Origin of the sequence: Nonomuraea salmonea (assembly GCF_042428605.1) — a bacterium.
In the GTDB taxonomy this organism is placed as follows: domain Bacteria; phylum Actinomycetota; class Actinomycetes; order Streptosporangiales; family Streptosporangiaceae; genus Nonomuraea; species Nonomuraea salmonea.
This window is the reverse complement of the sequence record NZ_JBHMCF010000011.1, coordinates 914,874-938,206: the sequence shown is the minus strand read 5'-3', so window position 1 is coordinate 938,206 and position 23,333 is coordinate 914,874. Positions and strand designations below refer to the sequence as shown.

The window sequence follows — 23,333 nt, the reverse complement described above, 5'->3', positions numbered from 1 at the left end:
ACGCTCTCGCCGTGCGTCCCCCGTCGTCTATGCGTCCCACGACCAGCCCGCCCCGCCCGCTGAGCGGGCTCGCGACCATGCTCGATGCCGATTCGGGCACCTCGCGCTCACCGCACGCCGCGCTGACCGGCGTCACCATCGACTCCCGTGAAGTCCGGCGCGGCGACCTCTACGTCGCCCTGCCGGGCAACCGGGCCCACGGCGCCGCGTTCGCCGCGGACGCGATGGCGAGCGGAGCCGTCGCCGTGCTCACCGACCGCGCCGGGCGCGACGCGGCGGTGGCCACCGGGCTGCCCGTGCTCATCGTGCCCGACCCGCGCGCCCTGCTCGGGCAGATCGCGTCCTGGATCTACGGCCAGCCGGCCCACGACATCCAGGTGCTCGGTGTGACCGGCACGAGCGGCAAGTCCACCACCACGTTCATGATCGAGGCGGGCCTGCGGGCCGCGGGTCACCGTACCGGCCTGGTGGGCGGCGTCGAGATCCACGCCGGCGAGCAGCGCTTCCAGCCCAGGCTCACCACGCCGGAGGCGACGGAGCTGCACGGCCTGTTCGGGCTCATGCGCGAGCTGGGCGTCACCGCGGCGGCCATGGAGGTCTCCAGCCACGCGCTCGCGCTCGGCCGGGTCGACGGCGTCTACTACGACGTCGCGCTGTTCACCAACCTGTCGCAGGACCACCTCGACTTCCACAAGGACTTCGAGGACTACTTCATGACCAAGGTCAAGCTGTTCCAGCCCGAGCTGAGCCGCGTCGGGGTGACCAACCTCGACGACCGCTACGGGCGCGAGCTGCTGGGCCTGGCGAAGGTGCCGATGACGACGTTCTCGGCGCTGGGCGATCCCGAGGCCGACTGGCGGGCGGTGGAGACCAGGCTCGGCGCCGACGGCAGCACGTTCCGCGTGGTCGGTCCCGGAGGGGTCGAGGCCGACGCGAGCGTGGCGCTGCCCGGGCCGTACAACGTGGCCAACGCGCTCGGCGCGGTGGTGACGCTCGTCGAGGCCGGCGTGCCGCTCCAGGCGGCCGTGGAGGGCCTCGGCACGCTCGCCGGGGTGCCCGGCCGCATGCAGCGCGTCACGGCCGCGGACGACGAGTTCCAGGCCGTCGTGGACTATTCGCACAAGCCGGGCGCCGTCGAGTCGGTGCTGCGCTCGCTGCGGTCGGTCACGGAGGGGCGGCTGACGATCGTGCTCGGCTGCGGCGGCGACCGCGACAGCGGTAAACGCCCCATCATGGGGGAAATCGCTGCACAACTGGCTGATGTGGCCATCTTCACGAACGACAATCCGCGGTCCGAGGATCCGCTGGCCATCCTCGCGGCGATGATGGAAGGGGCGCTCCGCGTTCCGCAGCACGACCGCGCTCATGTGATCATTGAGCCCGACCGCGCGGCCGCCATCGGCCTGGCGATCGCCCGGGCCGGGCGCGGCGACGTGATCGTCGTAGCGGGCAAGGGTCACGAACAGGGCCAGTACGTTTCAGGCGAGGTGATCCCCTTCGACGACCGCGAAGTGGTCGCCGAAGCGATCGACGCACGCAAGGAAAGCAGGAAGCACTAATGATCCCGTTGCCTCTGGCCAGGATCGCCGAGATGACCTCGGGCGCCCTGTCGGGCATGGCCGATCCCCGCGCGGTGGTGCGCGGGCCCGTCGTGATCGACTCGCGGGCCGTAGAACCGGGATCCCTCTTCGTCGCCATCAAGGGCGCGCGGGTCGACGGTCACGACTTCGCCGCCCAGGCCGTACGCGACGGCGCCGTCGCCGTGCTCGCGAGCCGCCCCGTCGACGCGCCCGCGGTGATCGTCCCCGACGTCGCCGCCGCGCTCGCCGAGCTGGCCGCCGCCCAGGCGCGCACGCTGCCCGAGGTCACCGTCATCGGCGTGACCGGGTCGGCCGGCAAGACCGGCACCAAAGACCTGCTGGCCCGTCTCACCGGGCGGATCGGCGCCACCATCGCGCCCGTCGGCAGCTTCAACAACGAGCTCGGCCACCCGCTGACCGTGCTGCGGGCCGGCCTCGACACCCGCTTCATGGTGCTCGAGCTGGCCGCCCGCAACATCGGCCACATCAAGGACCTCACCCGCATCGCGCCCCCCAAGATCGGCGTCGTGCTCAACGTCGGCACCGCCCACCTCGGCGTGTTCGGCGGCAAGGAGGCCATCGCCAAGGCCAAGGGCGAGCTGGTCGAGGCGCTGCCGCGCGACGGCGTCGCGGTGCTCAACGCCGACGACCCGCTCGTGCGCGGCATGGCCTCGCGCACCGAGGCGCGGGTCACCTACTTCGGGCAGAGCGAGTCCGCCTCGGTCAGGGCCGAGGGCGTCGTGGTCGACGCGCGCGGGCGGGCCTCGTTCACGCTGCGCACCCCGTCGGGGTCGGCGCACGTGGCGCTCAAGCTGATCGGGGCGCACGCCGTCGAGAACGCGCTGGCCGCCGCCGCCGCTGCCTACGAGCTGGGGCTGCCGGTCGCCACGATCGCCGAGGAGCTGTCGGCGGCCACGCCGCGCAGCCGGTGGCGGATGGAGGTCACCGACCGGCCCGACGGGGTGACCGTGGTCAACGACGCCTACAACGCCAACCCCGACTCGATGCGGGCCGCCTTCCAGACCTTCGACGTCATCGGACGCGGGCGGCGGCGCTTCGCCGTCATCGCGGCGCTGCGCGAGCTGGGGGAGGAGAGCGGGGCGCTCAACACCGAGCTGGGCCGCATGGCCGGCGCCGCCGGTCTGGCCGGGCTCATCGTGGCCGGCCCCGATGCCGAGCCCGTCCTCCAGGGGGCGCGCGCCGCCGCCATGGAAACGGCCGCGGCCATGGAATCCCAGAACACCTTCCAGCCCCCCGCCACACTCCCCGGCACCCCCGCCCCGGGCCCCCAGGCCCCGGGCGCTCCCGTCCCCGGCCCCCAGGGCCCTGGCGTTCCCGCCTCCGGCCCGCAGGCCCCGCAAGTGGCCGGGCCCGGGCCGCAGGTTCCTGGGGCCGTTCCCGTGTCTCCTGTGCCCGGTCCCCACGGGCAGGGCGTGCCGGGGTGGCAGGGGCCGCCCGGGGGGCCGCCGCTCGGGCCGCCCGGTGGGTACGGGCAGCCGACGACGGTCGTGCACGTGGCCGACGCCGAGGCGGCGGCGCAGCAGCTCGCCGCGTGGCTGCGGCCTGGTGACGCGGTGCTGATCAAGGGCCCCAGGGCGATGGGCCTCGAGCGGACGGCCGAGCTCGTGCTCGGAGGTGCCCCCCAGTGACCAACATCATCATCGCCGGCGCGGTTGGCCTCATCCTCTCGATGCTGGGCACCCCGCTGGCGATCCGGCTGTTCTCGCGGCGCGGCATCGGCCAGCAGGTCCGCGAGGAGGGCGTGCAGGCCCACCTCGGCAAGCGGGGCACCCCCACCATGGGCGGCACGGTGTTCGTCCTGGCCGCCCTGCTCGCCTACGGCGCCTCCCACCTGGCCACCCTGACCCCCATCACCGTGTCGGGCATGCTGGTGCTGTTCCTGATGACGGGACTCGGCGCGGTCGGCTTCCTCGACGACTTCATCAAGATCTACAAGCAGCGCAGCCTGGGCCTGCGCAGCGGCGCGAAGGCGCTCGGCCAGCTCGTCGTGGGCGCGGTCTTCGCCGTCCTCGTCGTACGCCAGCCCAACGTCTACGGCATCACCCCCGCCGAGACCCGGGTGTCGTTCCTGCGCGACATCGGCCCCTCGATCGGCATCGTCGGGTTCACCATCTGGGTGCTCATCATGATCGTCGGGTTCTCCAACGCGGTGAACCTCACCGACGGCCTCGACGGCCTGGCCAGCGGTGCGACCGGCACGGTGCTGGCGGCGTACGTGCTGATCGGCAACTGGCAGCTGCGCAACAACTGCATCGACCAGCTCGGCCCCAACTGCTACTGGGTGCGAGATCCGCTCGACCTCGCCGTGGTGGCCGCCGCCGTGCTGGGGGCGCTGATCGGGTTCCTGTGGTGGAACGCCCCGCCGGCCCGCATCTTCATGGGCGACACCGGCTCGCTGGCGCTGGGCGGCGTGCTGGCCGGCCTCGCCATCGCCACGCGTACGCAGCTGCTGCTCATCATCCTGGCCGGTCTGTGTGTGATCATCACCCTGTCGGTCATCATCCAGGTCGGGTTCTTCAAGATGACCAGGAAACGGGTGTTCAGGATGGCGCCGTTGCAGCACCACTTCGAGCTCAAGGGCTGGGCGGAGACCACGATCGTGGTCCGCTTCTGGCTGATCGCGATGCTGTGCGCGGCGCTCGGCCTCGGCCTGTTCTACGTCGAGTGGATGCCGCGGCCATGACGCTCACGTGTGTGGCCGGGCTCGGCGTGTCCGGCACCGCCGTGGCCGAGGTGCTGGCCGCGCGGGGCGAGCGGGTCGTGGTGGTCGAGGCGACCGAGGGCGAGCGGCAGCTCGCCGCCGCCGCCGAACTGGCCGGGGTCGGCGTCGAGACCAGGTTCGGCGAGATGGCGCTGCCCGACGGCGTGACCCGGCTGGTCACCACCGGCTGGCCGCCGCACCACCCGCTCATCGCCGCCGCGCTGAAGGCGGGGGTCGAGGTCGTGGGCGAGGTCGAGCTGGCCTGGCGGCTGCGTCCCGGACAGGCGGCGCCGTGGCTGGCGCTGACCGGCACCAACGGCAAGACCACCGCCGTGCGCATGCTCACCTCGATCCTGCTGGCGGCCGGCCGCAAGGCGCTGGCCGTGGGGAACGTGGGCGTGCCCGTGGTGCGCGCGGTGGGCGAGCCGTACGACGCGCTGGCCGTCGAGCTGTCCAGCTTCCAGCTCCACTGGTCCTCCACGCTGGCCCCGCACGCCGCGGCGGTGCTCAACGTGGCGCCCGACCACCTCGACTGGCACGGCTCCATGGAGGAGTACGCCGCCGCCAAGGGCCGCCTGTTCGAGCGGGCCGGCACGGTGATCTTCAACGCCGACGACCCCGAGGCCACCCGGCTGGCCGCGCCCTATCCCGGCGCGGTCGGTTTCACCCTGCGGGTGCCCAAGCGGGGCGAGATCGGCGTGGTCGAGGACCTGCTGGTGGACCGCGCGTTCGTGGCCGACCCCGTGGAGGCGGCCGAGGAGCTGGCCACGCTCGACGACGTCAAGCCGTTCGCGCCGCACAACGTGGCCAACGCGCTGGCCGCCGCCGCCCTGGCCCGCTCGCTCGGCGTGCCGTCCGAGGCCGTACGCCAGGGGCTGCGCGACTTCGTCCCCGACCCGCACCGGCTCGCCCACGTGGACAGGATCGGCGAGGTCGACTACGTCGACGATTCCAAGGCGACCAACCCGCACGCCGCGGCGGCGGCGCTGGCCTCCTACCCGTCGGTGGTGTGGGTGGCGGGCGGCCTGCTCAAGGGTGCCGACGTGGACGACCTCGTACGCCAGGCCGCCCCGAGGCTGCGCGCCGCGGTGCTGATCGGCGCCGACCGCGCCAGGATCGCCGAAGCCATCGCGCGACACGCGCCGAATGTCCCCCTCGTGGACATCGCGGATCGGGACACTGGTGCGATGGACAAAGTCGTCACCGAAGCGGCCCGGCTGGCCTCGCCAGGCGACACCGTGCTGCTCTCCCCGGCGGGGGCTTCCTTCGACATGTTCGCGAACTATCCGGCGCGGGGGGAGGCCTTCGCGCGTGCCGTACGCGAGCTGAGGGCACGACGTGAGCACGAGCGCTGAGGAGCGGGTGCGGCCGCCGGCCCGCGCCCAGGAGAGCCCGCAGAAGTTCCTGCGCGAGCAGCTCGTCGCGCTCAAGGAGCTGCTCGACAAGCCGCTGACCACCTACTACCTGATCATCATGTGCAGCGCGCTGCTGCTCGCGCTGGGCCTGATGATGGTGCTGTCGGCCTCCAGCATCGAGGCGCTGAACAAGACCGGCAGCCCGTTCTCGTGGTTCATCAAGCAGTCGCTGTCGGCCGCGATCGGCGTGCCGCTGATGTACGCGTGCTCGCGGCTGCCGGTGAAGTTCTTCCGCTGGGCCGGCTACCCGCTGATGGCGCTGTCGATCATCGCGCTGGTCATGGTGCTGTTCATCGGCTCGTCCGAGCTGGGCGCGCAGCGCTGGATCTACATCGGCCCGCTGACCGTGCAGCCGTCGGAACCGGCCAAGCTCGGTCTCGCGCTATGGGGCGCCGACCTGCTGGCCAGGCGGGCCAGGCAGGGCAGGATCGAGTGGCGGCAGATGCTGATCCCGCTCATGCCGGGCACCGCGATCCTGGCCGTCATGGTCATGCTGGGCAGCGACCTCGGCACCACGCTCGTGCTGTTCATGATCTTCCTGGCGCTGCTGTGGGTGGTGGGGGCGCCGATCAAGCTGTTCGGCGGCATCATGGCGCTCGCGGTCCTGGCCGCTGTCATCATGATCAAGGTGGAGCCGTACCGGATGGCGCGCATCGGCGCCTTCCTCGACCCGTGGGCCGACGCGCAGGGCGCCGGCTACCAGGCCGTGCAGGGGCAGATCGCGATGGGCTCCGGCGGCTGGTTCGGCGTCGGCCTGGGCGAGAGCAGGCAGAAGTGGAGCTGGCTGCCCCACGGCGAGAGCGACTTCATCTTCGCCATCCTCGGCGAGGAGCTGGGGCTGATGGGGACGCTGATCGTGGTCGCGCTGTTCGGCCTGCTCGGCTACGCGGGGCTGCGCGTGGCCGTGCGCGTCAACGACGCCTTCACCAGGCTCGCCGCGGCCGCCATGGTGGCCTGGGTGGTGGGCCAGGCGACCGTCAACATGGGGGCCGTGCTGGGCGTGCTGCCGATCACCGGCATCCCCTTGCCGCTGGTCTCGTACGGCGGCTCGTCCCTGCTGCCCACCCTCGCCGCGCTCGGCATGCTGCTGTCGTTCGCGCGGCGCGAGCCCGGCGCGCGCGAGGCCTTGGCGGCACGTGGCCCCGGACCCGCCGCCCGGGCCCTAAGCTGGCTGGGCCTGCGGCGTACGACCAGAGGCCGAGCGACACGTTAGGGAGTGACCGAGATGAGGGTGGTCCTCGCCGGTGGGGGGACGGCCGGGCACATCGAGCCCGCGCTCGCCCTTGCGGACGCGCTGCGCCATCTTGACGCGAGCGTCGGCATCACCTGCGTGGGCACGGAGCGCGGCTTGGAGACGCGGCTCGTGCCTGCCCGGGGATACGAGCTGGAGCTGGTGCCCGCCGTGCCCCTGCCAAGGACGATCACCCCGAGCCTGCTCACGGTGCCGGGCCGGCTCGCGGGGGCGATCAACGCCACGGCGAGCATCCTCGACCGGGTGCGGGCCGACGTCCTGGTGGGCTTCGGCGGCTACGTCGCCACGCCCGCCTACCTGGCGGCCAAGCGGCGCGGCCTGCCGATCGTCGTCCACGAGGCCAATCCGCGTCCAGGGCTGGCCAACCGCCTGGGCGCCCGGCTGACCGAACACGTCTTCACCGGCTTCCCCGACGCCCAGCTGCTGCCCAAGGCCGAATACGTCGGCACCCCGCTGCGCCGCGACATCGTCTCGCTCGACCGGCTGTCCATGGGTGACAAGGCGCGCTCGTGGTTCGGGCTGGAGAACGACCGGCCGACGCTGCTGGTGTTCGGCGGCTCGCAGGGCGCGCGCTCGATCAATCAGGCGGCGCTGGCCGCCGCCCCCGCGCTGCGCAGGGCGGGGGTGCAGGTGCTCCATGTGCTGGGCCCGAAGAACACGGTCGAGCACGAGCCGCCGCCCGGCGACCCGCAATACGTCCTGCTGCCCTACGTCGACCGCATGGACCTCGCCTACGCCGCCGCCGACGTCGCCCTGTGCCGCAGCGGCGCGCTCACGTGCGCCGAGCTGACCGCGGTGGGGCTGCCCGCCGCCTACGTGCCGCTGCCGCACGGCAACGGCGAGCAGCGCATCAACGCCGAGCGGATCGTGGCGGGCGGCGGCGGCCTGGTGGTCGACGACGCCGAGCTGTCCGCCGAATGGATCATCAACCACGTGCTGCCCATGCTCCACGACCCCGAGCGGGTCGCCATCATGTCGGAGAACGCCTCCAGGCTCGGGAGCAAGGACGCCGATATCATGCTTGCCAGGAAAGTGTTGGAGATAGCCGGATGAGTCTCGTGAAGCTGGTCGATCCCGTCGCCGTCGAAGAGTTGGGGCGCGTGCACTTCATCGGCATCGGCGGCGCCGGCATGTCGGGCATCGCCCGCATCCTGCTCAAGCGCGGCGTACGCGTGACCGGCAGCGACGCGCGCAGCTCCGAGCTGATCACCGAGCTGCGCGAGCTGGGCGCCACCGTCCACATCGGCCACGCCGCCTCCCACATCAGAGACGTCGACACCGTGGTCGTCTCCACCGCCATCCGCGACTCCAACCCCGAGCTGGGCGAGGCGCTCAAGCAGGGGCTGCGCATCATCCCGCGGGCCGCCGCGCTGGCCTCCGTCATGGCCGGGCGCACCGCGGTCGCCATCGCCGGCACCCACGGCAAGACCACCACCACCTCCATGCTCACGGTGGCGCTGCAGAAGTGCGGCGCCGACCCGTCCTACTGCGTGGGCGGCCAGCTCGTCACCACCGGCCTCGGCGCCGACGACGGCCAGGGCGGGGTGTTCGTGGCCGAGGCGGACGAGAGCGACGGCTCCTTCCTCATGCTCGCCCCCGACATCGCCGTGGTCACCAATGTCGAGGCCGACCACCTCGACAACTACGGCGACCCGCGGGCGGTGCACGACAGCTTCGCGCGCTTCGCCGACCGGGTCGGCTCGCTGCTCATCCTGTGCGCCGACGACCCGGGGGCGGCCGAGCTGACGCGCCGGGCCGCCGAGCGTGGGCTGCGGGTCAAGACGTACGGGCTGCGCGGCGACGACTACCGCGTGGGCGAGGTCAGGCCCGACGGTTTCGGCACCGTGTTCTCCATCGAGGGCAGGGGAGAGGTCAGGCTGGCCGTTCCCGGGGCCCACAACGCGCTCAACGCCACCGCGGTGATCGCCGTGGCCGACGAGCTGGGGCTGCCGTTCGAGGAGATCAGAGAGGGCCTGGGCGCCTTCACGGGGGCCAAGCGGCGCTTCGAGGCCAAGGGCGAGGCGGGCGGCGTCGCGGTCTTCGACAGCTACGCCCACCACCCGACCGAGCTGGCCGCCGACCTGCGGGCCGCGCGCGACGTGGTGGCCTCCTACTCCGGCACCGGCCGGGTCATCGCGATCTTCCAGCCCCACCTCTACTCGCGCACCCGGTTCTTCGCCGACGAGTTCGGCGCCGCGCTGGGCCTGGCCGACGAGGCCATCGTGCTCGACGTCTACGGCGCCAGGGAGGACCCTGAGCCCGGGGTGTCCGGCGCCATGGTGGCGGAGCGGGTGCCGCTGCCGGCCGGGCGGGTGGCGTACGCGCCCGACAGGTCGGCCGTGCCCGGGCTGGTGGCCGAGCGGGCGCGGCCCGGCGACATCGTGCTGACGATGGGCGCGGGCGACGTCACCGAGCTGGGGCCGCAGATCGTCGCCCGCCTGTCCTGAGCGTCCGCGCTTTGGGCGTGGCGCGCGGGCCGCACGCCGCCGTCGGCGTAGGTTCGGTGCCGACATGAGCCGCATGTACGTGGGAGGGCGATGAAGGCGCGCACGGCGTTCCTGGTGCTGCTGACGGCGGGAGTGGTGGGCACGGCCGCGTGGCTGGTGTTCTTCTCGCCGGTGCTGGGGGTGCGCTCGATCGAGATCGTGGGAAATCTCACAGTGCCGAGCGAGCGCATCAAGCAGCAGGCGGGCGTGCCCGACCTGCATCCCCTGGCCACCGTGAACCTCGCCGACGTCGAGGGCCGCGTCCTCGGCATCAGGCAGCTCGCCTCCGCCAAGGTCGACCGGGTCTGGCCGGGCACGCTCAAGATCGAGGTGGTCGAGCGTGAGCCGGTCGCGGCGATCGAGACCGGCGGCAAGGTGGCGATCGTCGACGGGCAGGGCGTGGTGATCGAGGTCGAGTCGGCCGTACCGCCCCTGCTGCCGGTGCTCAAGGTCGACCGTCCCGTTCCCGGCGATCCGGTCATGACGGCGGCGCTCAAGGTCGTGCGCGCGGTGCCGCCCGAGGTCGCGGGCAAGGTCAGGCAGGTGCGCGCGGGCACGGCCGAGGGCGTCACGCTGGCGCTGTCCGACGGGCGTACGGTGCTCTGGGGCGGGCCCGACCGTCCCGAGGAGAAGGGCCGCATCCTGGCCTCGCTTCTCAAAAAGGAACGATCCGCCACCTTCTACGACGTCAGCTCCCCGGACGTGGTGACGCTGAAGTGATCGTGATCGTCAGGGCCCGGCAAGTCCGTGGCAACGGCATCGCCGAGCCTGTGCCGGGTGGGGCCCGCGACATGAGAGCCTGTAAGCCGGACTTTCGGCATAGGAGGCTCGCCACCAGGCGTGACTGCGGAGCGAAACGGACAGCGCGCGACACGCCGGACGTGCTTGCGGCGCGGTTAGTTGACCGGCCCGGAGCGTAACTCCTACTGTCCGTATCAATCCTCAGGTTGACATAAATCTAAATCTCAACCTGAGGTTGAGAGTTACCCGAACTGACAAAAAGCGGAGACAATCCGCACCGAAATGGCAAGTCAACGAGCGGAAAGGCCCCTCGTCGTGGCAGCACCGCAGAACTACCTCGCGGTCATCAAGGTCGTCGGCATCGGCGGCGGCGGAGTCAACGCCGTCAACCGGATGATCGAGGAGGGACTCAAGGGCGTCGAGTTCATCGCGATAAACACCGACGCCCAGGCGCTGCTGATGAGTGACGCCGATGTGAAACTCGACGTGGGCCGTGAGCTCACGCGCGGGCTCGGCGCCGGCGCCAACCCCGATGTCGGCCGCAAGGCGGCCGAGGACCACCGTGAGGAGATCGAGGAGGTCCTCAAGGGGGCCGACATGGTCTTCGTGACGGCGGGCGAGGGTGGCGGCACCGGCACGGGCGGCGCGCCCGTCGTGGCCAACATCGCGAGGTCGCTCGGCGCGCTCACCATCGGCGTCGTGACCCGTCCGTTCAGCTTTGAGGGACGACGCAGGGCATCGCAGGCCGAAGCGGGCATCGAGACGCTGCGTGACGAGGTCGACACGCTCATCGTGATCCCCAACGACCGGTTGCTGTCGATCTCCGACCGGCAGGTCAGCGTCCTCGACGCCTTCAAGGCGGCGGACCAGGTGCTGCTCTCCGGTGTCCAGGGCATCACCGACCTGATCACCACGCCCGGTCTGATCAACCTCGACTTCGCCGACGTCAAGTCGGTCATGTCGGGCGCCGGCTCGGCCCTCATGGGCATCGGCCACGCCCGCGGCGACGACCGCTCGGTGGCCGCCGCCGAGATGGCCGTCTCCAGCCCGCTGCTCGAGGCCAGCATCGACGGCGCGCACGGCGTGCTGCTGTCCATCGCGGGCGGCTCCGACCTCGGCCTGTTCGAGATCAACGAGGCCGCCCAGCTCGTGTCGATGGCCGCGGCGCCCGACGCCAACATCATCTTCGGCACGGTCATCGACGACGCGCTCGGCGACGAGGTGCGGGTCACCGTGATCGCGGCCGGCTTCGACGACGTGCCGGGCCCGACGGAGAAGCAGGCGCCCCGGCCGGCGGGCCGTCCCGCCGCGCCTCCCGCGCCGCCCGTGTCGTCGCCTGCGCGGCCGAACGTGGCCTCCCCGAGCATCAAGTCCGACCCGCCGCCGTTGCGGGCTGAGCCGCGCGCTGAGGTGCGTCCTGAGCCCCGTACGGACTTCCGGCCCGAGCCGCGTCCCGAGATCAGGCCCGAGCCGCGCGCCGAGGCGAGACCTGAGCCGCGTCCCGAGCCCCGCGTCGAGCCGCGCGTCGAATCCCGGCCCGAGCCGCGCTCGGAGTTCCGGCCCGAGCCGCGCTCGGAGTTCCGGCCCGAGCCGCGCTCGGAGTTCCGTCCTGAGCCGCGCGCCGAGTCGAGGCCGGAGCCGGTGCGGCCGGTCGAGCCGGTGCACGACCAGGGGCCCGAGCGTTCGGGTTCAGGCGATCGCGACGACAGGTCCGAGCTGGGAGAGTCCGCCGACGGGCCGTCCGGCCCCGTCTCGATCCCCCGGCCCACGCCCGAGCCCGCCAACCCGCCCACGCCCATCACCTCCCGCATGTCGGAGCCCCCCAAACGTCCCCGGGTGATCTTCGAGGAGCAGGAAGAGGAACTCGACGTTCCCGACTTCCTCAAATAGCCGGTAGCCACGTTGTCCCGCCTGACGCCGCTCCCCGCAGGGATCCGGGAGCGGCGCCGTCGTGCGTACGGTGGCGGGAACGCGCCAAAAGCCGGTCACCTGGTGAAAGCGAAGAGGGAGAGGCACGTGAGAAGGGACGAGATCGCGGCCGGTCTCGCCGAGGTCGACGAGCGCATCACCGCGGCGTGCCACGCCGTGGGCCGCGACCGCAGCGAGGTCACGCTGATCGCCGTCACCAAGACCAGGCCCGCCGGCGACGTCCGCATCCTGGCCGAGCTGGGCGTGCGCGACGTCGGCGAGAACCGCGACCAGGAGGCCGCCCCGAAGGCCCGCGAGCTCGCAGGGCTGCCGCTGACCTGGCACTTCGTCGGCCAGCTGCAGACCAACAAGGTCCGCTCCGTGGTCGGCTACGCCGACGTGATCCACTCCGTCGACCGGCTCAGGCTGGTGGAGGCGATCAGCAAGGAGGCCGTCCGCCAGGGCCGCGAGATCACCTGCCTGCTGCAGGTGGCGCTCGACGACGACCCGGGCAGGGGCGGCGCCAGGCCCGCCGACCTGCTCGCGCTCGCCGACGAGGTGGCGCTGGCCGGCGGGGTGCGGCTGGGCGGCGTCATGGCCGTGGCGCCGCTGGACGAAGAGCCCGCCAAGGCCTTCGCCAGGCTCCGCGACCTCGCGGTGGCGCTGCAGGAGCAGCACCCCCGCGCGACCATGGTCTCGGCGGGCATGAGCGCCGACCTCGCCGAGGCGATCGCGTACGGCGCGACACACGTGCGGGTCGGTACGGCGTTGCTCGGTCGTCGCAAGCCCTTCGTCAGGTAATGTCCCCTCAAGTGGGTCTTCAGGCCCATGATCAAGTAGAGGTCGAGTCAGCGGTGAGCTCCAGGGGGTACGCCTACCGCCTCAGGGCACGGCGACGGGCCCGAGCGAGTGCGACCATGAGCAGGAGGACGACGTAGCGATGGCCGGCGCGATGCGCAAGATGGCGGTCTACCTCGGTCTCGTGGAGGACGACCGCTACGAGAGGTACGAGACCTACACCGACGACTACGCCTACGACGACGAGGTGCAGCGGCCCGGCGAGGAGCGTCCCGTGGCGGTCCAGGACCGCGACGACGAGCCCGAGGCGGGCGTCCCTGCACCCAGGCCCACGACCACCATCGTGGAGCGCCGCACGACCGATCTGGCCCGCATCACCACCCTGCACCCCCGCACCTACAATGAGGCGCGTACGATCGGCGAGCACTTCCGTGACGGCACCCCCGTCATCATGAACCTGACCGAGATGGTCGACAGCGACGCCAAGCGGCTGGTTGATTTCGCGGCAGGTCTCGTCTTTGGCCTACATGGCAGCATTGAACGTGTTACCAACAAGGTGTTCCTGTTGTCCCCTGCCAATGTCGAGGTGACCGCCGAGGACAAGGCTCGAATCGCGGAACGCGGGTTCTTCAATCAGAGTTAGAGTCTCTGTATGCCTATCGGACCCAACCAGGTCTACCCCAAGACCTGGAGGCACATCAGAAGTGGAGGCGCGGCCGGGCCGTGGAGATCGTGAGTGGGATCTTGGTCGTAGTCCTGTCTCTCTATTTGGTGCTGCTCATCGGCAGGATGATCTTTGAGACGGTGCAGGCGTTCGCCCGGCAGTGGCGTCCCTCCGGAGTGGTGCTCGTCGTGGCGGAGGCCACGTACACCGCAACTGACCCACCCCTCAAGTTCCTCCGCCGTTTCATTCCTCCGCTCCGGTTGGGTACGGTGGCCTTTGACCTAAGCTTCACTGTCCTGTTCATCGTGGTTCTGATCTTGATTCAGATCGCCGGGGCCCTCGGCCCACGATGAGCGGGGCCCGTGGGGCCGCCGGTCGTGATCCAACTCGTGTCCGCGCTGAAGTGATTCGGGTTACCGTCCTCCGGACAGACTCCAAGCGCGCCAAGGAGACCAAAAAATGCCGCTGACGCCCGCTGATGTGCGGAACAAGCAGTTCAGTACCACCCGGCTCCGGCCGGGCTACGACGAGGAGGAGGTCGATGCCTTCCTCGACGAGGTGGAGGCTGAGCTCGACCGCCTGATCCAAGAGAACGAGGAGCTCCGCGCGAAGCTGGCCGAGTGCCTGCGCGGGAAGGTGCCTGGCGGCATGAACATGCCCATGGCCTCGGCGCCGGTCCAGGAGCAGCCCAAGCCCGAGATGATGCAGCCGCCGCAGCCGGAGCCCATGCGGGCCCCCGAGCCGCCGCCGGTGCAGCAGCAGCCGCAGGTTCCCGTGGCCATGAGCATGCCTCCCGCCGAGGACAACATGGACACCGCGGCCCGCGTGCTCGCCCTCGCCCAGCAGACCGCCGACCAGGCGATCGCCGACGCCCGCCGGGAGGCGGACGAGACGGTGACCCGCGCCAGGCGCGAGGCCGACGAGATCCTCACCAAGGCGCGCCGCCAGGCCGAGCAGGTCATCGGCGACGCCAGGGCCCGCGCCGAGACGCTCGAGCGCGACGCCCAGGAGCGCCACCGCCAGGCGATGGGCTCGCTCGTGCAGACCCGCGACGAGCTCGAGCGCAAGGTCGAGGAGCTGCGCAGCTTCGAGCGCGAATACCGCAGCAGGCTCAAGCTCTACCTGGAGAACCAGCTCGCCGAGCTCAACGTCTCCGCCGAAGGCAGCGGCGGGTTCCCCGTGCTGTCCGGTGGTCCGCAGGGCCAGGCACCCGCCATGTCGCACGCCGTGCCCCAGGGCGGCCAGCAGCCTCTCCCCGGAGGCCCCGGCCCGTTCGGCGGCGACGCTCCGCAGGGCGCTTTCCCCGGCGGTGACGGTCCCCACAACGACCGGCGGTAAAGTAACGGGTCACTAGGACCTGCCACTCGAAAGAGCCCCCTGTGATCCTTATCAGTGCTGGTTTGGTGCTCGCGGCAGTGGTGCTGCTGATCGCGGGCTTCGTACTGGCGAAGCCGTTCCTGATCATGTGGTCCATCGTGGTCAGCGTGCTGTCCGCGCTGTTCCTGGTGATCGGGGCGTTTCTGCGACGGAACGAGCTTTTTCCCGGAGGTGGGCAGGCCGCTGCGCCGGCCACCCCCCCGAAGGGGCTCATGCCGCCCGCGCAGCCGTACACCCAGACCGGCCCCATGGCTCAGCAGCCGCCCCCGCAGTCCCGACCGCATCCGCAGGCACCGCAGCAGCGCACGGCGACCGTTCCGGCCCCCGTTCCGCGCCGCCCCGCGGCCGCCGGCATCGCGCCGGATGCGATCGTGCTGGTGATCCCGGGACGCAAGCGCTACCACGTCCCCGGGTGCAGGCAGCTGGCCGGACGGGATCACGAGGAACTGACGTACGAGGAGGCACGCGAGGAGGGCTTCACGCCCTGCACGACGTGCCTGCCCGACGCCGCGCTCGGCGGACGGCAGCTGCCGCCTGCCGCCGACCCCGAGCCTGCGGCCCACCCCAGCACCGCTCCTGCCAAGAGCCGATCTGACAACTCCGCGGAGACCCGCGACCTTCGTCCGCCGGTCACCCCGCCGAAGCCCGACACGAAGGCTTCCACCCCCAGCCCGGAGCCTGCCGCCGCCCACGAGGAAGGCGCCGCCGGGTGGTTCGGCCGTCCCTCGGCCGCCCCGGCCGACCAGGCAACGGGCTCACCTTCCGCCGCCCCCGAGACCGGCACCGACACCGGCGCCGACACCGGTGGTGGCTCGGACGACGAGCAGGCGGACGCAGAGACCTCCTACTTCCGGCCGCCGCCTTTCGCGCGCAGAGCCGACTCCGCCTCCGGCAAGCCCGGAGCGCCGACGTCAGGACCCGCGAAGGCCAAGCCGGGCACGCCCGCGAAGGGCACGACCGCAGCCGGTGCTTCCGGCGACACGACCGGCGCCTCCGACGACGAGACGTCCCCCGACGTCCCCACCCCTGCCAAGCCCGCACATGGCTCCACCCCACCCCGTCCAGGCACCACCGGCACCGACCAGAGCCGCACCGGCGCCAAGCCCGGCACGGCCGGTGGGTCCGCGTCAGAGATGACGCGGAACGCCAGTGGTTCCGCTTCAGGAAAGCCGGGCGCGGCCGGGGGCTCTTCGTCCGGGAAGCCCGGGCAGGGGGGCAAGCCCGGCGGTGAGCAGGCCGGGTCGGGTGGCGGCAAGGCCGGGCCGGCGTCCGGTGCGGGTGAGGCTGACGATGACGCCGCCGGGCCCGCCACGGCACCGCAGCCACGCGTGACGGCGTCGGGCATGCCACAGCGCCCTGGGGCACCCAAGCCCGCGGGGCCCACGTCCGGTGCGCCGGAGCGTCCCTCAGGGGCCGGGAGCAAGCCGGGCAAGCGTCCCGCCGGCGATGAGCCCGCGCCGGGGGAGACCGTCATTCTGCACGAGCGGCCCGCCTCCTCGGCCGAGGCGACGGCCAAGCCCGGGGGCCCGCTGCCTCCGGGCGCGTCGTCCAGGACTCCCGTCGCCAAGCCCGGAGCCACACCGGGCAAGAGCGGAGCCGAGCGTCCGCCGTCCGGCGGCTCAGGCTCCAGCAACGCAACTCCGTCCACGGCGACGGACGACCCCAAGAGCACCACCACCAACGGCTCCGGCACCAGACCACAGGGCGCCGGGGGCGGCACAGGGCCGCAAGCGGGCAAGGGCGCCTCAGGGCCGCAGGGCGGTGGCGGGACCGGCCCGCAGGGAGCCACCTCAGGCACCACTCCCAAGGGACAGCCCGCTCCTACCGATGACGCTCCCAAGGGGCAGGCCGGGGCTTCCGGCGGCGCGGCCAAGGGACAGCCCGGGGCTTCCGGCAGCGGCACAGACCAGCGTCCCGGCTCCTCAGGACCCGGCTCCGGATCCTCAGGGAGCACCGGCAGCGGGGCTCCGGCGGCCAAGGGCGGCGCTTCCCAGGGGCAAGGACCCCGAGCTGAGGGAAGCGGCTCGTCCAACGGCGGCACCGCTTCCAGGACCACCGATGCGGGGCCCGCAGACTCCAGGACGACAGACGCCAAGGACACGGGCTCCAAGGCCGGATCGTCCAGCTCCCAGCCCGGCGACGAGCCGGCGGGGTCCAAGGACCACGGAAACGGCAAGGCACGAGGGCCGCAAACGGTCAAGGTCATCACCGGCACCCGCCGCTACCACGGCACCTCCTGCCCCCTGGTTCGCGGAGCGGGCGACGGCGTGGAGACGATGACCCTCGCCGCCGCGGAGGCCGCCGGCCTGACGAGCTGCCCAGTCTGCCAACACGACCGCCAAAGGGTCAGCTGAACAACCAGCTCCTCCTCACCGCCGCAGGACAGTCGTGCCGCTGACTCTTGGAGGAGGCGGTCGGCCTGCTCACCGCTGGGCAAGGTGGGTGCGTCGCTGACTTCTGCGGGAGGTAGGCGGGTTGCTCGTCGGTGGGCGGGCAGCCGTCTCACTGGCTTCTGCGGAAGGCGGTTGAGTCGCTCGCCGCCGAACAAGACGTGCGGGCCGGGTACTCCTGAGCGCCGTGATCCAGGACGAGCGCCGTGGCGCGTGCTGCTTCCGGTTGAGCGGTGTGGGGGTGCGCTCGGCCGGGCAGCGGCGGCACGGTGCCGTCCTCCTGCTGCGTGATGTTGTGAAGACGTGGCTTGGCGCGTGGGGTCTCTTCGGTGGGGTTCGCTCGGGGCGGTTCTGTCTGAGGGGTGTTGCTCTGGCCGAAGGGCCCATGAGACGGCCCCTGGCGGTGGTCGCCAGGGGCCGTCTTACCGCGGCGTTCAGGCGCGGCGGAGCTGGAAGGTGAGGCCGAGGTCCTCGTCCGTGTGGGTCGGCAGGTCGGCGGTGGTGCCTTCCGTGAGGGAGGTGGCGAGGACTTCCTCGGTCACCACCTGGCCCTGCGCGCGCAGCGCCGTCGCCAGCTCGGGCGACGTCGTCGTCCACCACAGGTCGATGCGGTCGGTGATGGACAGGCCGGTCGACTTGCGGGCGTCCTGGACCAGGCGGATGACCTCGCGCAGCAGGCCCGCGCGGCGCAGCTCGTCGGTCAGCTCCAGGTCGAGCGCCACCGTCTCGCCGGTGCCGGTGCCGATGGCGCCGGTCTCGACGGCCCAGCCGGAGCGGGGCTGCTCGGTGACGATCACCTCGTCGGGGCCGAGCATGACCTCGCCCACCTCCTCGGCCTCCACCATGACGGTGGAGCCCGAGCGCAGCGCGCGGGCCACGCGGGTGGCGTCGGCGGCGGCCAGGGCGGCGGCCACCAGTTTGGTCTGCGGCCCGAACCGCTTGCCCAGCGCCCGGAAGTTGGGCTTGACCGTGTAGGACACGAGGTCGGCGCTGAAGCCCGACATGTCCTCCAGAGCCTGGACGTTGAGCTCGTCGGCGACCAGCCCGCGCAGCTCACCGGGCAGCGACGGCCAGTCGTGCGCCCCCACCAGGGCCCGCCGCAGCGGCTGGCGGGTCTTGACCCCGGAGGAGGCACGGGCCGAGCGGCCCAGCTCGACCAGGCGGCGTACGAGCGCCATCTGGTCGGACAGCACCGGGTCGATGAGGTCTTCCCTGGCCCGCGGCCAGGAGGTCAGGTGCACCGAGGACGGGGCGTCGTCGGCGCGCAGGACGTCCCAGAGGTGGTCGGTGATGAACGGCGTGATGGGCGCCATCAGCCTGATCACCGTCTCCAGGCACTCGTACAGGGTCGCGAACGCCTCTTCCGAGCCCTGCCAGAAGCGGCGGCGCGAGCGGCGGACGTACCAGTTGGACAGGTCGTCGAGGAAGTCGGCCAGGCGGCGGCCGGCGCGCTGGGTGTCGTAGTCGTCGAGCGCCGCGGTGACCTCGGCGACCGTGCGGTGCAGCTCGGCCAGCGCCCAGCGGTCGAGCAGCGGGCGCTCGGCCGGCGGGACGGCCTGGGAGAGCCGGGACGGCGACCAGGACTCGGCGTTGGCGTAGAGGGTGAAGAAGGACGCCGTGTTCCACAGCGTCAGCAGCACCTTGCGGACGATCTCCTCAAGAGTGCCGTGCCCCACCCTGCGGGCCGCCCACGGCGAGCCGGAGCAGGCCATGAACCAGCGCAGCGCGTCGGCTCCGTGCTGGTCCATCAGCGGGATCGGCTCGAGGATGTTGCCGAGGTGCTTGCTCATCTTGCGGCCGTCCTCGGCGAGGATGAGGCCGAGGCAGAGCACGTTCTCGTAGGAGGACTGGCCGAAGACGAGCGTGCCGACGGCCATCAGCGAGTAGAACCAGCCGCGCGTCTGGTCGGTGGCCTCGCAGATGAACTGCGCCGGGTAGACGCCCTCGGGCTTGCCGCGCTCGCCCCACTGGGCGAACGGCATGGAGCCGGAGTCGTACCAGGCGTCGATGACGTCGGGCACGCGGCGGGCGAGCGCCCCGCACGACGGGCAGTCGAAGGTGACGTCGTCGACGTAGGGGCGGTGGGGGTCGAGGGCGGAGATGTCCTGGCCGGCTAGCGCGCCCAGCTCCTCCAGCGACCCCACGCACGTGACGTGGGACTCGTCCTGCGTGCACACCCACAGCGGCAGCGGCGTGCCCCAGTAGCGGGAGCGCGACAGCGACCAGTCGACGTTGTTGCGCAGCCACTCGCCGAAGCGGCCCCACTTGATGGTGTCGGGGTACCAGTTGGTGCCGGCGTTCTCGGCCAGCATCTGGTCCTTGACGGCGGTGGTGCGGATGTACCAGGACGGGAGCGCGTAGTAGAGCAGCGGGGTGTGGCAGCGCCAGCAGTGGGGGTAGCTGTGCTCGAAGTGGCCGCCGCGGAACAGCAGCCCGCGCCGCTGAAGGTCCTCGGTCAGCTCCTCGTCGGCGTCCTTGAAGAAGCGGCCGCCCACCATGGGGACGTCGTCGAGGAAGCGGCCGTCGGGGCCGATCGGGTTGACGACGGGCATGTCGTAGCGCTTGATGACGGCCATGTCGTCCGCGCCGAAGGCGGGCGCCTGGTGGACCAGGCCGGTGCCGTCTTCGACGGTGACGTAGTCGCCGAGCACGACGTAGTGGGCGCCGGGGATGTCGACCAGGTCGAACGGCCGGTTGTAGGTGGTGTGCTCCAGCTCGCGGCCGGTGTGGCGGGAGACCTCGGTGACGCCCTCGCCGAGCACCGACAGCAGCGGCTCGGCCACGACCAGCACCTCGCCGTCGGCGGTGCGGGCGGCGACGTAGGTGACGTCGGGGTGGACGGCGACCGCGGTGTTGGAGACCAGCGTCCACGGCGTGGTCGTCCAGACCAGCAGCGAGGCGCCGGCCTCGGCCAGCGGGCCCGAGGTGACGGGCATGCGGACGTAGACCGACGGGCTGGAGACGGTCTCGTAGCCGCCCGGCTGGCCCAGCTCGTGGTCGGACAGCCCGGTGCCGCAACGCGGGCAGTAGGGGGTGATGCGGAAGTCGCGGAACAGCAGGCCCTTGTCGAAGACGACCTTCAGCGACCACCACACGGACTCGATGTAGGACGGGTCCATCGTGCGGTAGGCCTGGGACAGGTCGATCCAGTAGCCCATGCGCTCGGTCATCTGCTCGAACGCGTCGACGTGGCGCAGCACCGACTCGCGGCACTTGGCGTTGAACTCGGCGATGCCGTAGGTCTCGATGTCCTTCTTGCCGGACAGGCCCAGCTCGCGCTCGACGCCGACCTCGACGGGCAGCCCGTGGCAGTCCCAGCCGGCCTTACGCGGAACGCTGAAACCGCGCATCGACTTGTAGCGCGGGAACAGGTCCTTGAACACGCGGGCCTCGACGTGGTGCACGCCGGGCAGGCCGTTGGCGGTGGGAGGGCCCTCGTAGAAGACCCACGACGGGTTGCCGGCGTTCTGTTCTACGGAACGCTCGAAGATCTTCCCGTCCCGCCAGCGGTCCAGGACCTCGCGCTCGAGCGCGGGCAGGTCGACCTGCGCGGGAAGAGAGCGGAACGTTGGGGAAGACATCTCGGGCGTGACCTCCACGCGTGAATCGGCCGGTTGGGCTCTGGCGTGAAGGGACGAAGCCTCGCGGCCCCGCGGTACCACCCTTCTTGACCCCGCCCGCGGGCGAGGCCCTCTTCGTTTGACTGCTGCCGGGTCTAATGAGCTCTGACGAGCCGTTCTTCCGGCGGCTCCGGGGTGATATCCCTCACAGCGGGCCCCATCAACGCCTTGCAGGCTTAAACCATAACGCAGAGTCGAGGTCAAGGCTTCCAGGTTTCCGGGTCAGGAGGTTCATCGCCGCCCAGCGGTACGTGGGTCGTAAAGGGCGCAAAGATGTGGGAATGGACGCCGGTGTGGAGGAGTTGAATGCGCGAGGCGGGATAGTACGGGCTAGGTAAACCGTCCGGCGGGTCGTTTGCCGTTCCGTTATCAGGATCCTAAGCTGCCCGCACCATTCACGGCCTTGATCAGCATGGAGGCAGCCATGGCGGCAGTCACGCAGACCGCTACACCGTCGATGTGGTCGGATGAGGAGCTGGCCGAGGTACGCGGCAGGCTCCAGCAGGAGATCGACGAGCTCGAGGCGGACATCCTGCGCCACGAGTCGGAGATAGCCTCTGGGGACGTCACACAGGGCGCGGGCGACGACCAGGCGGACGCCGGCGCGAAGACGTACGAGCGCGAACGCGAGATCGCCCTTACCCTGAATGCGCGCGATCTGGTCGCGCAGAACGAACGTGCGATCGCCAGGATCGACGCAGGGACCTATGGAGTGTGCGAATCGTGCCACAAGCCGATCGGCAAGGAACGCCTCCAGGCGTTCCCGAGGGCGACGCTGTGCGTGGCCTGCAAGCAGAAGGAGGAGCGCCGGTAGGACAGGGGGGCACCGCCGGCCGGCCACGCGGGCGCCTGTTCGCCGTCCTCGTTGCGCTGGGAGCCGTGATCTACGCGGCCGACCTCGCCACCAAGACGCTGGTGCTGCGCACCCTTGAGGGTGAGGCGCCCCTGGTCGTGATCCCCGGCGTGCTCCAGTTCAGGGTCATCTTCAACTCCGGTGCCGCCTTCAGCATCGGCACCGGAATGACCTTCGTCTTCACCTTCATCGCCGCCGGCGTGGTCGTCGCCATCATCCGCACGGCGCGCAAGCTCGGCAGCCTCTCGTGGGCGATCGCGCTCGGCCTGCTGCTCGGCGGCGCCGTCGGCAACCTCACCGACCGGCTGCTGCGCTACCCCTCGGGGTTCGGGCGCTCCACCCAGCTCCAGGGCCACGTGGTCGACTTCATCGAGGTGCTGCCGGGCAACTTCCCGGTCATCGACTACTTCCCCGTCTTCAACATCGCCGACTCCGCCATCGTCTGCGGCGGCATCCTGGCCGTGATCCTGGCCTGGCGCAACGTACAGATCGACGGGTCGAAGGAGATCGACGGGCCGAAGGAGGCGGCCAAGGATGAGTGAGCAGCGCAGCCTGCCCGTGCCCGACGGGCTGGAGGGCGAGCGGCTCGACGCCGCGCTCTCGCGCCTGTTCGGGTTCTCCCGCACGCGCGCGGCCGAGCTGATCGGCGCGGGCGAGGTGCTGGTGGACGGCCGCGTGCCGGCCAAGTCAGACCGCGTGCACGCCGGCGCGTGGCTCGACGTCACGATGCCGCCGCCGGTCACCACGCCCATGCCGGTCGCCGAGCCGGTGCCGGGCATGACGATCGTGTACGAGGACGACGACGTCATCGTGGTCAACAAGCCCATCGGCGTGGCCGCGCACCCCACCGTCGGCTGGACCGGGCCCACCGTGATCGGCGGGCTGCTCGGCGCCGGTCACACCATCGCCACCAGCGGGGCCGCCGAGCGCCAGGGCATCGTGCACCGGCTCGACGCCAACACCACGGGCGCGATGGTCGTGGCCAAGAGCGAGCACGCCTACTCGTTCCTCAAGCGGGCCTTCAAGGAGCGCACGGTCGACAAGCGCTACCACGCGCTCGTGCAGGGGCACCCCGACCCGTTCAGGGGGACCGTGGACGCGCCCATCGACCGGCACCCGTCGGGCGACGGCCGCTGGGCCGTCGTCGCCGGTGGCAAGCCGTCGGTGACCCACTACGACACGGTCGAGGCGTTCCGCGCCGCTTCCCTGCTGGACATCAAGCTCGAGACGGGGCGTACGCACCAGATCCGGGTGCACATGTCGGCGCTGCGCCACCCGTGCGTCGGTGACCTGCTGTACGGCGCCGACCCCACGCTGGCGACCCGCCTGGGCGTCACCCGGCAGTGGCTGCACGCGGTCGCGCTCGGCTTCGAGCACCCGTCGACCGGTGCGTGGATGTCGTTCAGCACGGACTACCCGCAGGACCTGCAGAAGGCCCTCGACCTGGTCCGCGCCGAGTCCTGACCGGAGTCGGCGGGCCGTCGGCCTGAGGCTCGCGTCCAGCGGCCCTCGCGCGGGGCGCGGTTC

The 23,333-nt window shown here is 71.6% G+C and carries 17 protein-coding genes and 1 pseudogene; 17 read left to right on the top strand and 1 reads right to left on the bottom strand.

The features are described 5' to 3' along the window. Positions 1 to 29: 29 nt before the first annotated feature. The 14 genes and pseudogenes from ACFFR3_RS14685 to ACFFR3_RS14620 all read left to right on the top strand — a co-directional run bounded on the left by ACFFR3_RS14685 (position 30) and on the right by ACFFR3_RS14620 (position 17,297). Complete coding sequence (locus tag ACFFR3_RS14685; protein WP_345401333.1) at positions 30 to 1,559, top strand: UDP-N-acetylmuramoyl-L-alanyl-D-glutamate--2,6-diaminopimelate ligase; 1,530 nt, start codon at positions 30 to 32, stop codon at positions 1,557 to 1,559. Continuing rightward, positions 1,559 to 2,794: pseudogene (locus tag ACFFR3_RS14680) on the top strand (UDP-N-acetylmuramoyl-tripeptide--D-alanyl-D-alanine ligase); the annotation flags it as partial. The gene ACFFR3_RS14685 and the pseudogene ACFFR3_RS14680, both read left to right, overlap by 1 nt. Before the next feature lie 431 nt (positions 2,795 to 3,225). Then, positions 3,226 to 4,284 (top strand): phospho-N-acetylmuramoyl-pentapeptide-transferase, encoded by a 1,059-nt coding sequence (mraY, locus tag ACFFR3_RS14675; RefSeq protein WP_355420670.1) that lies wholly within the window; start codon positions 3,226 to 3,228, stop codon positions 4,282 to 4,284. Beyond that, on the top strand, positions 4,281 to 5,657 hold the full coding sequence (gene murD, locus ACFFR3_RS14670; protein ID WP_364366039.1) for a UDP-N-acetylmuramoyl-L-alanine--D-glutamate ligase: 1,377 nt from the start codon (positions 4,281 to 4,283) through the stop codon (positions 5,655 to 5,657). The genes mraY and murD overlap by 4 nt, the downstream gene beginning before the upstream one ends. Next, on the top strand, positions 5,641 to 6,930 hold the full coding sequence (ftsW, locus tag ACFFR3_RS14665; protein WP_364366042.1) for a putative lipid II flippase FtsW: 1,290 nt from the start codon (positions 5,641 to 5,643) through the stop codon (positions 6,928 to 6,930). The genes murD and ftsW overlap by 17 nt, the downstream gene beginning before the upstream one ends. A gap of 12 nt (positions 6,931 to 6,942) precedes the next feature. Continuing rightward, the gene (gene murG / locus ACFFR3_RS14660; RefSeq protein ID WP_379483274.1) at positions 6,943 to 8,022 is read left to right on the top strand and encodes an undecaprenyldiphospho-muramoylpentapeptide beta-N-acetylglucosaminyltransferase; all 1,080 of its coding nucleotides are present in this window, start codon (positions 6,943 to 6,945) and stop codon (positions 8,020 to 8,022) included. Continuing rightward, entirely contained in the window at positions 8,019 to 9,416 is a 1,398-nt protein-coding gene (murC, locus tag ACFFR3_RS14655; RefSeq protein ID WP_364366048.1) for a UDP-N-acetylmuramate--L-alanine ligase, read from the top strand. Before murG ends, murC begins: the two co-directional genes overlap by 4 nt. A 90-nt stretch (positions 9,417 to 9,506) precedes the next feature. Further along, positions 9,507 to 10,175 (top strand): cell division protein FtsQ/DivIB, encoded by a 669-nt coding sequence (locus ACFFR3_RS14650; protein ID WP_364366051.1) that lies wholly within the window; start codon positions 9,507 to 9,509, stop codon positions 10,173 to 10,175. Between the two features lie 336 nt (positions 10,176 to 10,511). Beyond that, positions 10,512 to 12,086 (top strand): cell division protein FtsZ, encoded by a 1,575-nt coding sequence (ftsZ, locus tag ACFFR3_RS14645; protein WP_379483273.1) that lies wholly within the window; start codon positions 10,512 to 10,514, stop codon positions 12,084 to 12,086. A 126-nt stretch (positions 12,087 to 12,212) separates the two neighbouring features. Next, positions 12,213 to 12,905 (top strand): YggS family pyridoxal phosphate-dependent enzyme, encoded by a 693-nt coding sequence (locus ACFFR3_RS14640; RefSeq protein WP_364366057.1) that lies wholly within the window; start codon positions 12,213 to 12,215, stop codon positions 12,903 to 12,905. Positions 12,906 to 13,044: 139 nt separating this feature from the next. After that, positions 13,045 to 13,545: a cell division protein SepF gene (locus ACFFR3_RS14635; RefSeq protein WP_364366060.1), complete on the top strand. Its 501-nt coding sequence runs from the start codon at positions 13,045 to 13,047 to the stop codon at positions 13,543 to 13,545. Positions 13,546 to 13,625: 80 nt separating this feature from the next. After that, a complete protein-coding gene (locus ACFFR3_RS14630; RefSeq protein ID WP_345401346.1) occupies positions 13,626 to 13,919 on the top strand; it encodes a YggT family protein in 294 nt (97 codons plus the stop codon). 106 nt (positions 13,920 to 14,025) lie between these two features. Beyond that, positions 14,026 to 14,904 carry a DivIVA domain-containing protein gene (locus ACFFR3_RS14625; RefSeq protein ID WP_364366063.1) on the top strand — a complete coding sequence of 293 codons (879 nt, stop codon included), beginning with the start codon at positions 14,026 to 14,028 and terminating at the stop codon, positions 14,902 to 14,904. A 62-nt stretch (positions 14,905 to 14,966) separates the two neighbouring features. Then, entirely contained in the window at positions 14,967 to 17,297 is a 2,331-nt protein-coding gene (locus tag ACFFR3_RS14620; protein WP_379483272.1) for a hypothetical protein, read from the top strand. 470 nt (positions 17,298 to 17,767) lie between these two features. On the opposite strand, the gene ileS is transcribed toward ACFFR3_RS14620, so the two are convergent. Next, positions 17,768 to 20,914 carry an isoleucine--tRNA ligase gene (gene ileS, locus ACFFR3_RS14615; protein WP_379483271.1) on the bottom strand — a complete coding sequence of 1,049 codons (3,147 nt, stop codon included), beginning with the start codon at positions 20,912 to 20,914 and terminating at the stop codon, positions 17,768 to 17,770. A 463-nt stretch (positions 20,915 to 21,377) separates the two neighbouring features. Between ileS and ACFFR3_RS14610 the strand changes: the two genes are divergently transcribed. The 3 genes from ACFFR3_RS14610 to ACFFR3_RS14600 all read left to right on the top strand — a co-directional run bounded on the left by ACFFR3_RS14610 (position 21,378) and on the right by ACFFR3_RS14600 (position 23,270). Next, positions 21,378 to 21,767 (top strand): TraR/DksA family transcriptional regulator, encoded by a 390-nt coding sequence (locus tag ACFFR3_RS14610; protein WP_364366072.1) that lies wholly within the window; start codon positions 21,378 to 21,380, stop codon positions 21,765 to 21,767. Positions 21,768 to 21,832: 65 nt separating this feature from the next. Beyond that, positions 21,833 to 22,348 (top strand): signal peptidase II, encoded by a 516-nt coding sequence (lspA, locus tag ACFFR3_RS14605; RefSeq protein WP_345401349.1) that lies wholly within the window; start codon positions 21,833 to 21,835, stop codon positions 22,346 to 22,348. Continuing rightward, positions 22,341 to 23,270 (top strand): RluA family pseudouridine synthase, encoded by a 930-nt coding sequence (locus tag ACFFR3_RS14600; RefSeq protein WP_379483270.1) that lies wholly within the window; start codon positions 22,341 to 22,343, stop codon positions 23,268 to 23,270. Before lspA ends, ACFFR3_RS14600 begins: the two co-directional genes overlap by 8 nt. Positions 23,271 to 23,333 lie beyond the last annotated feature (63 nt).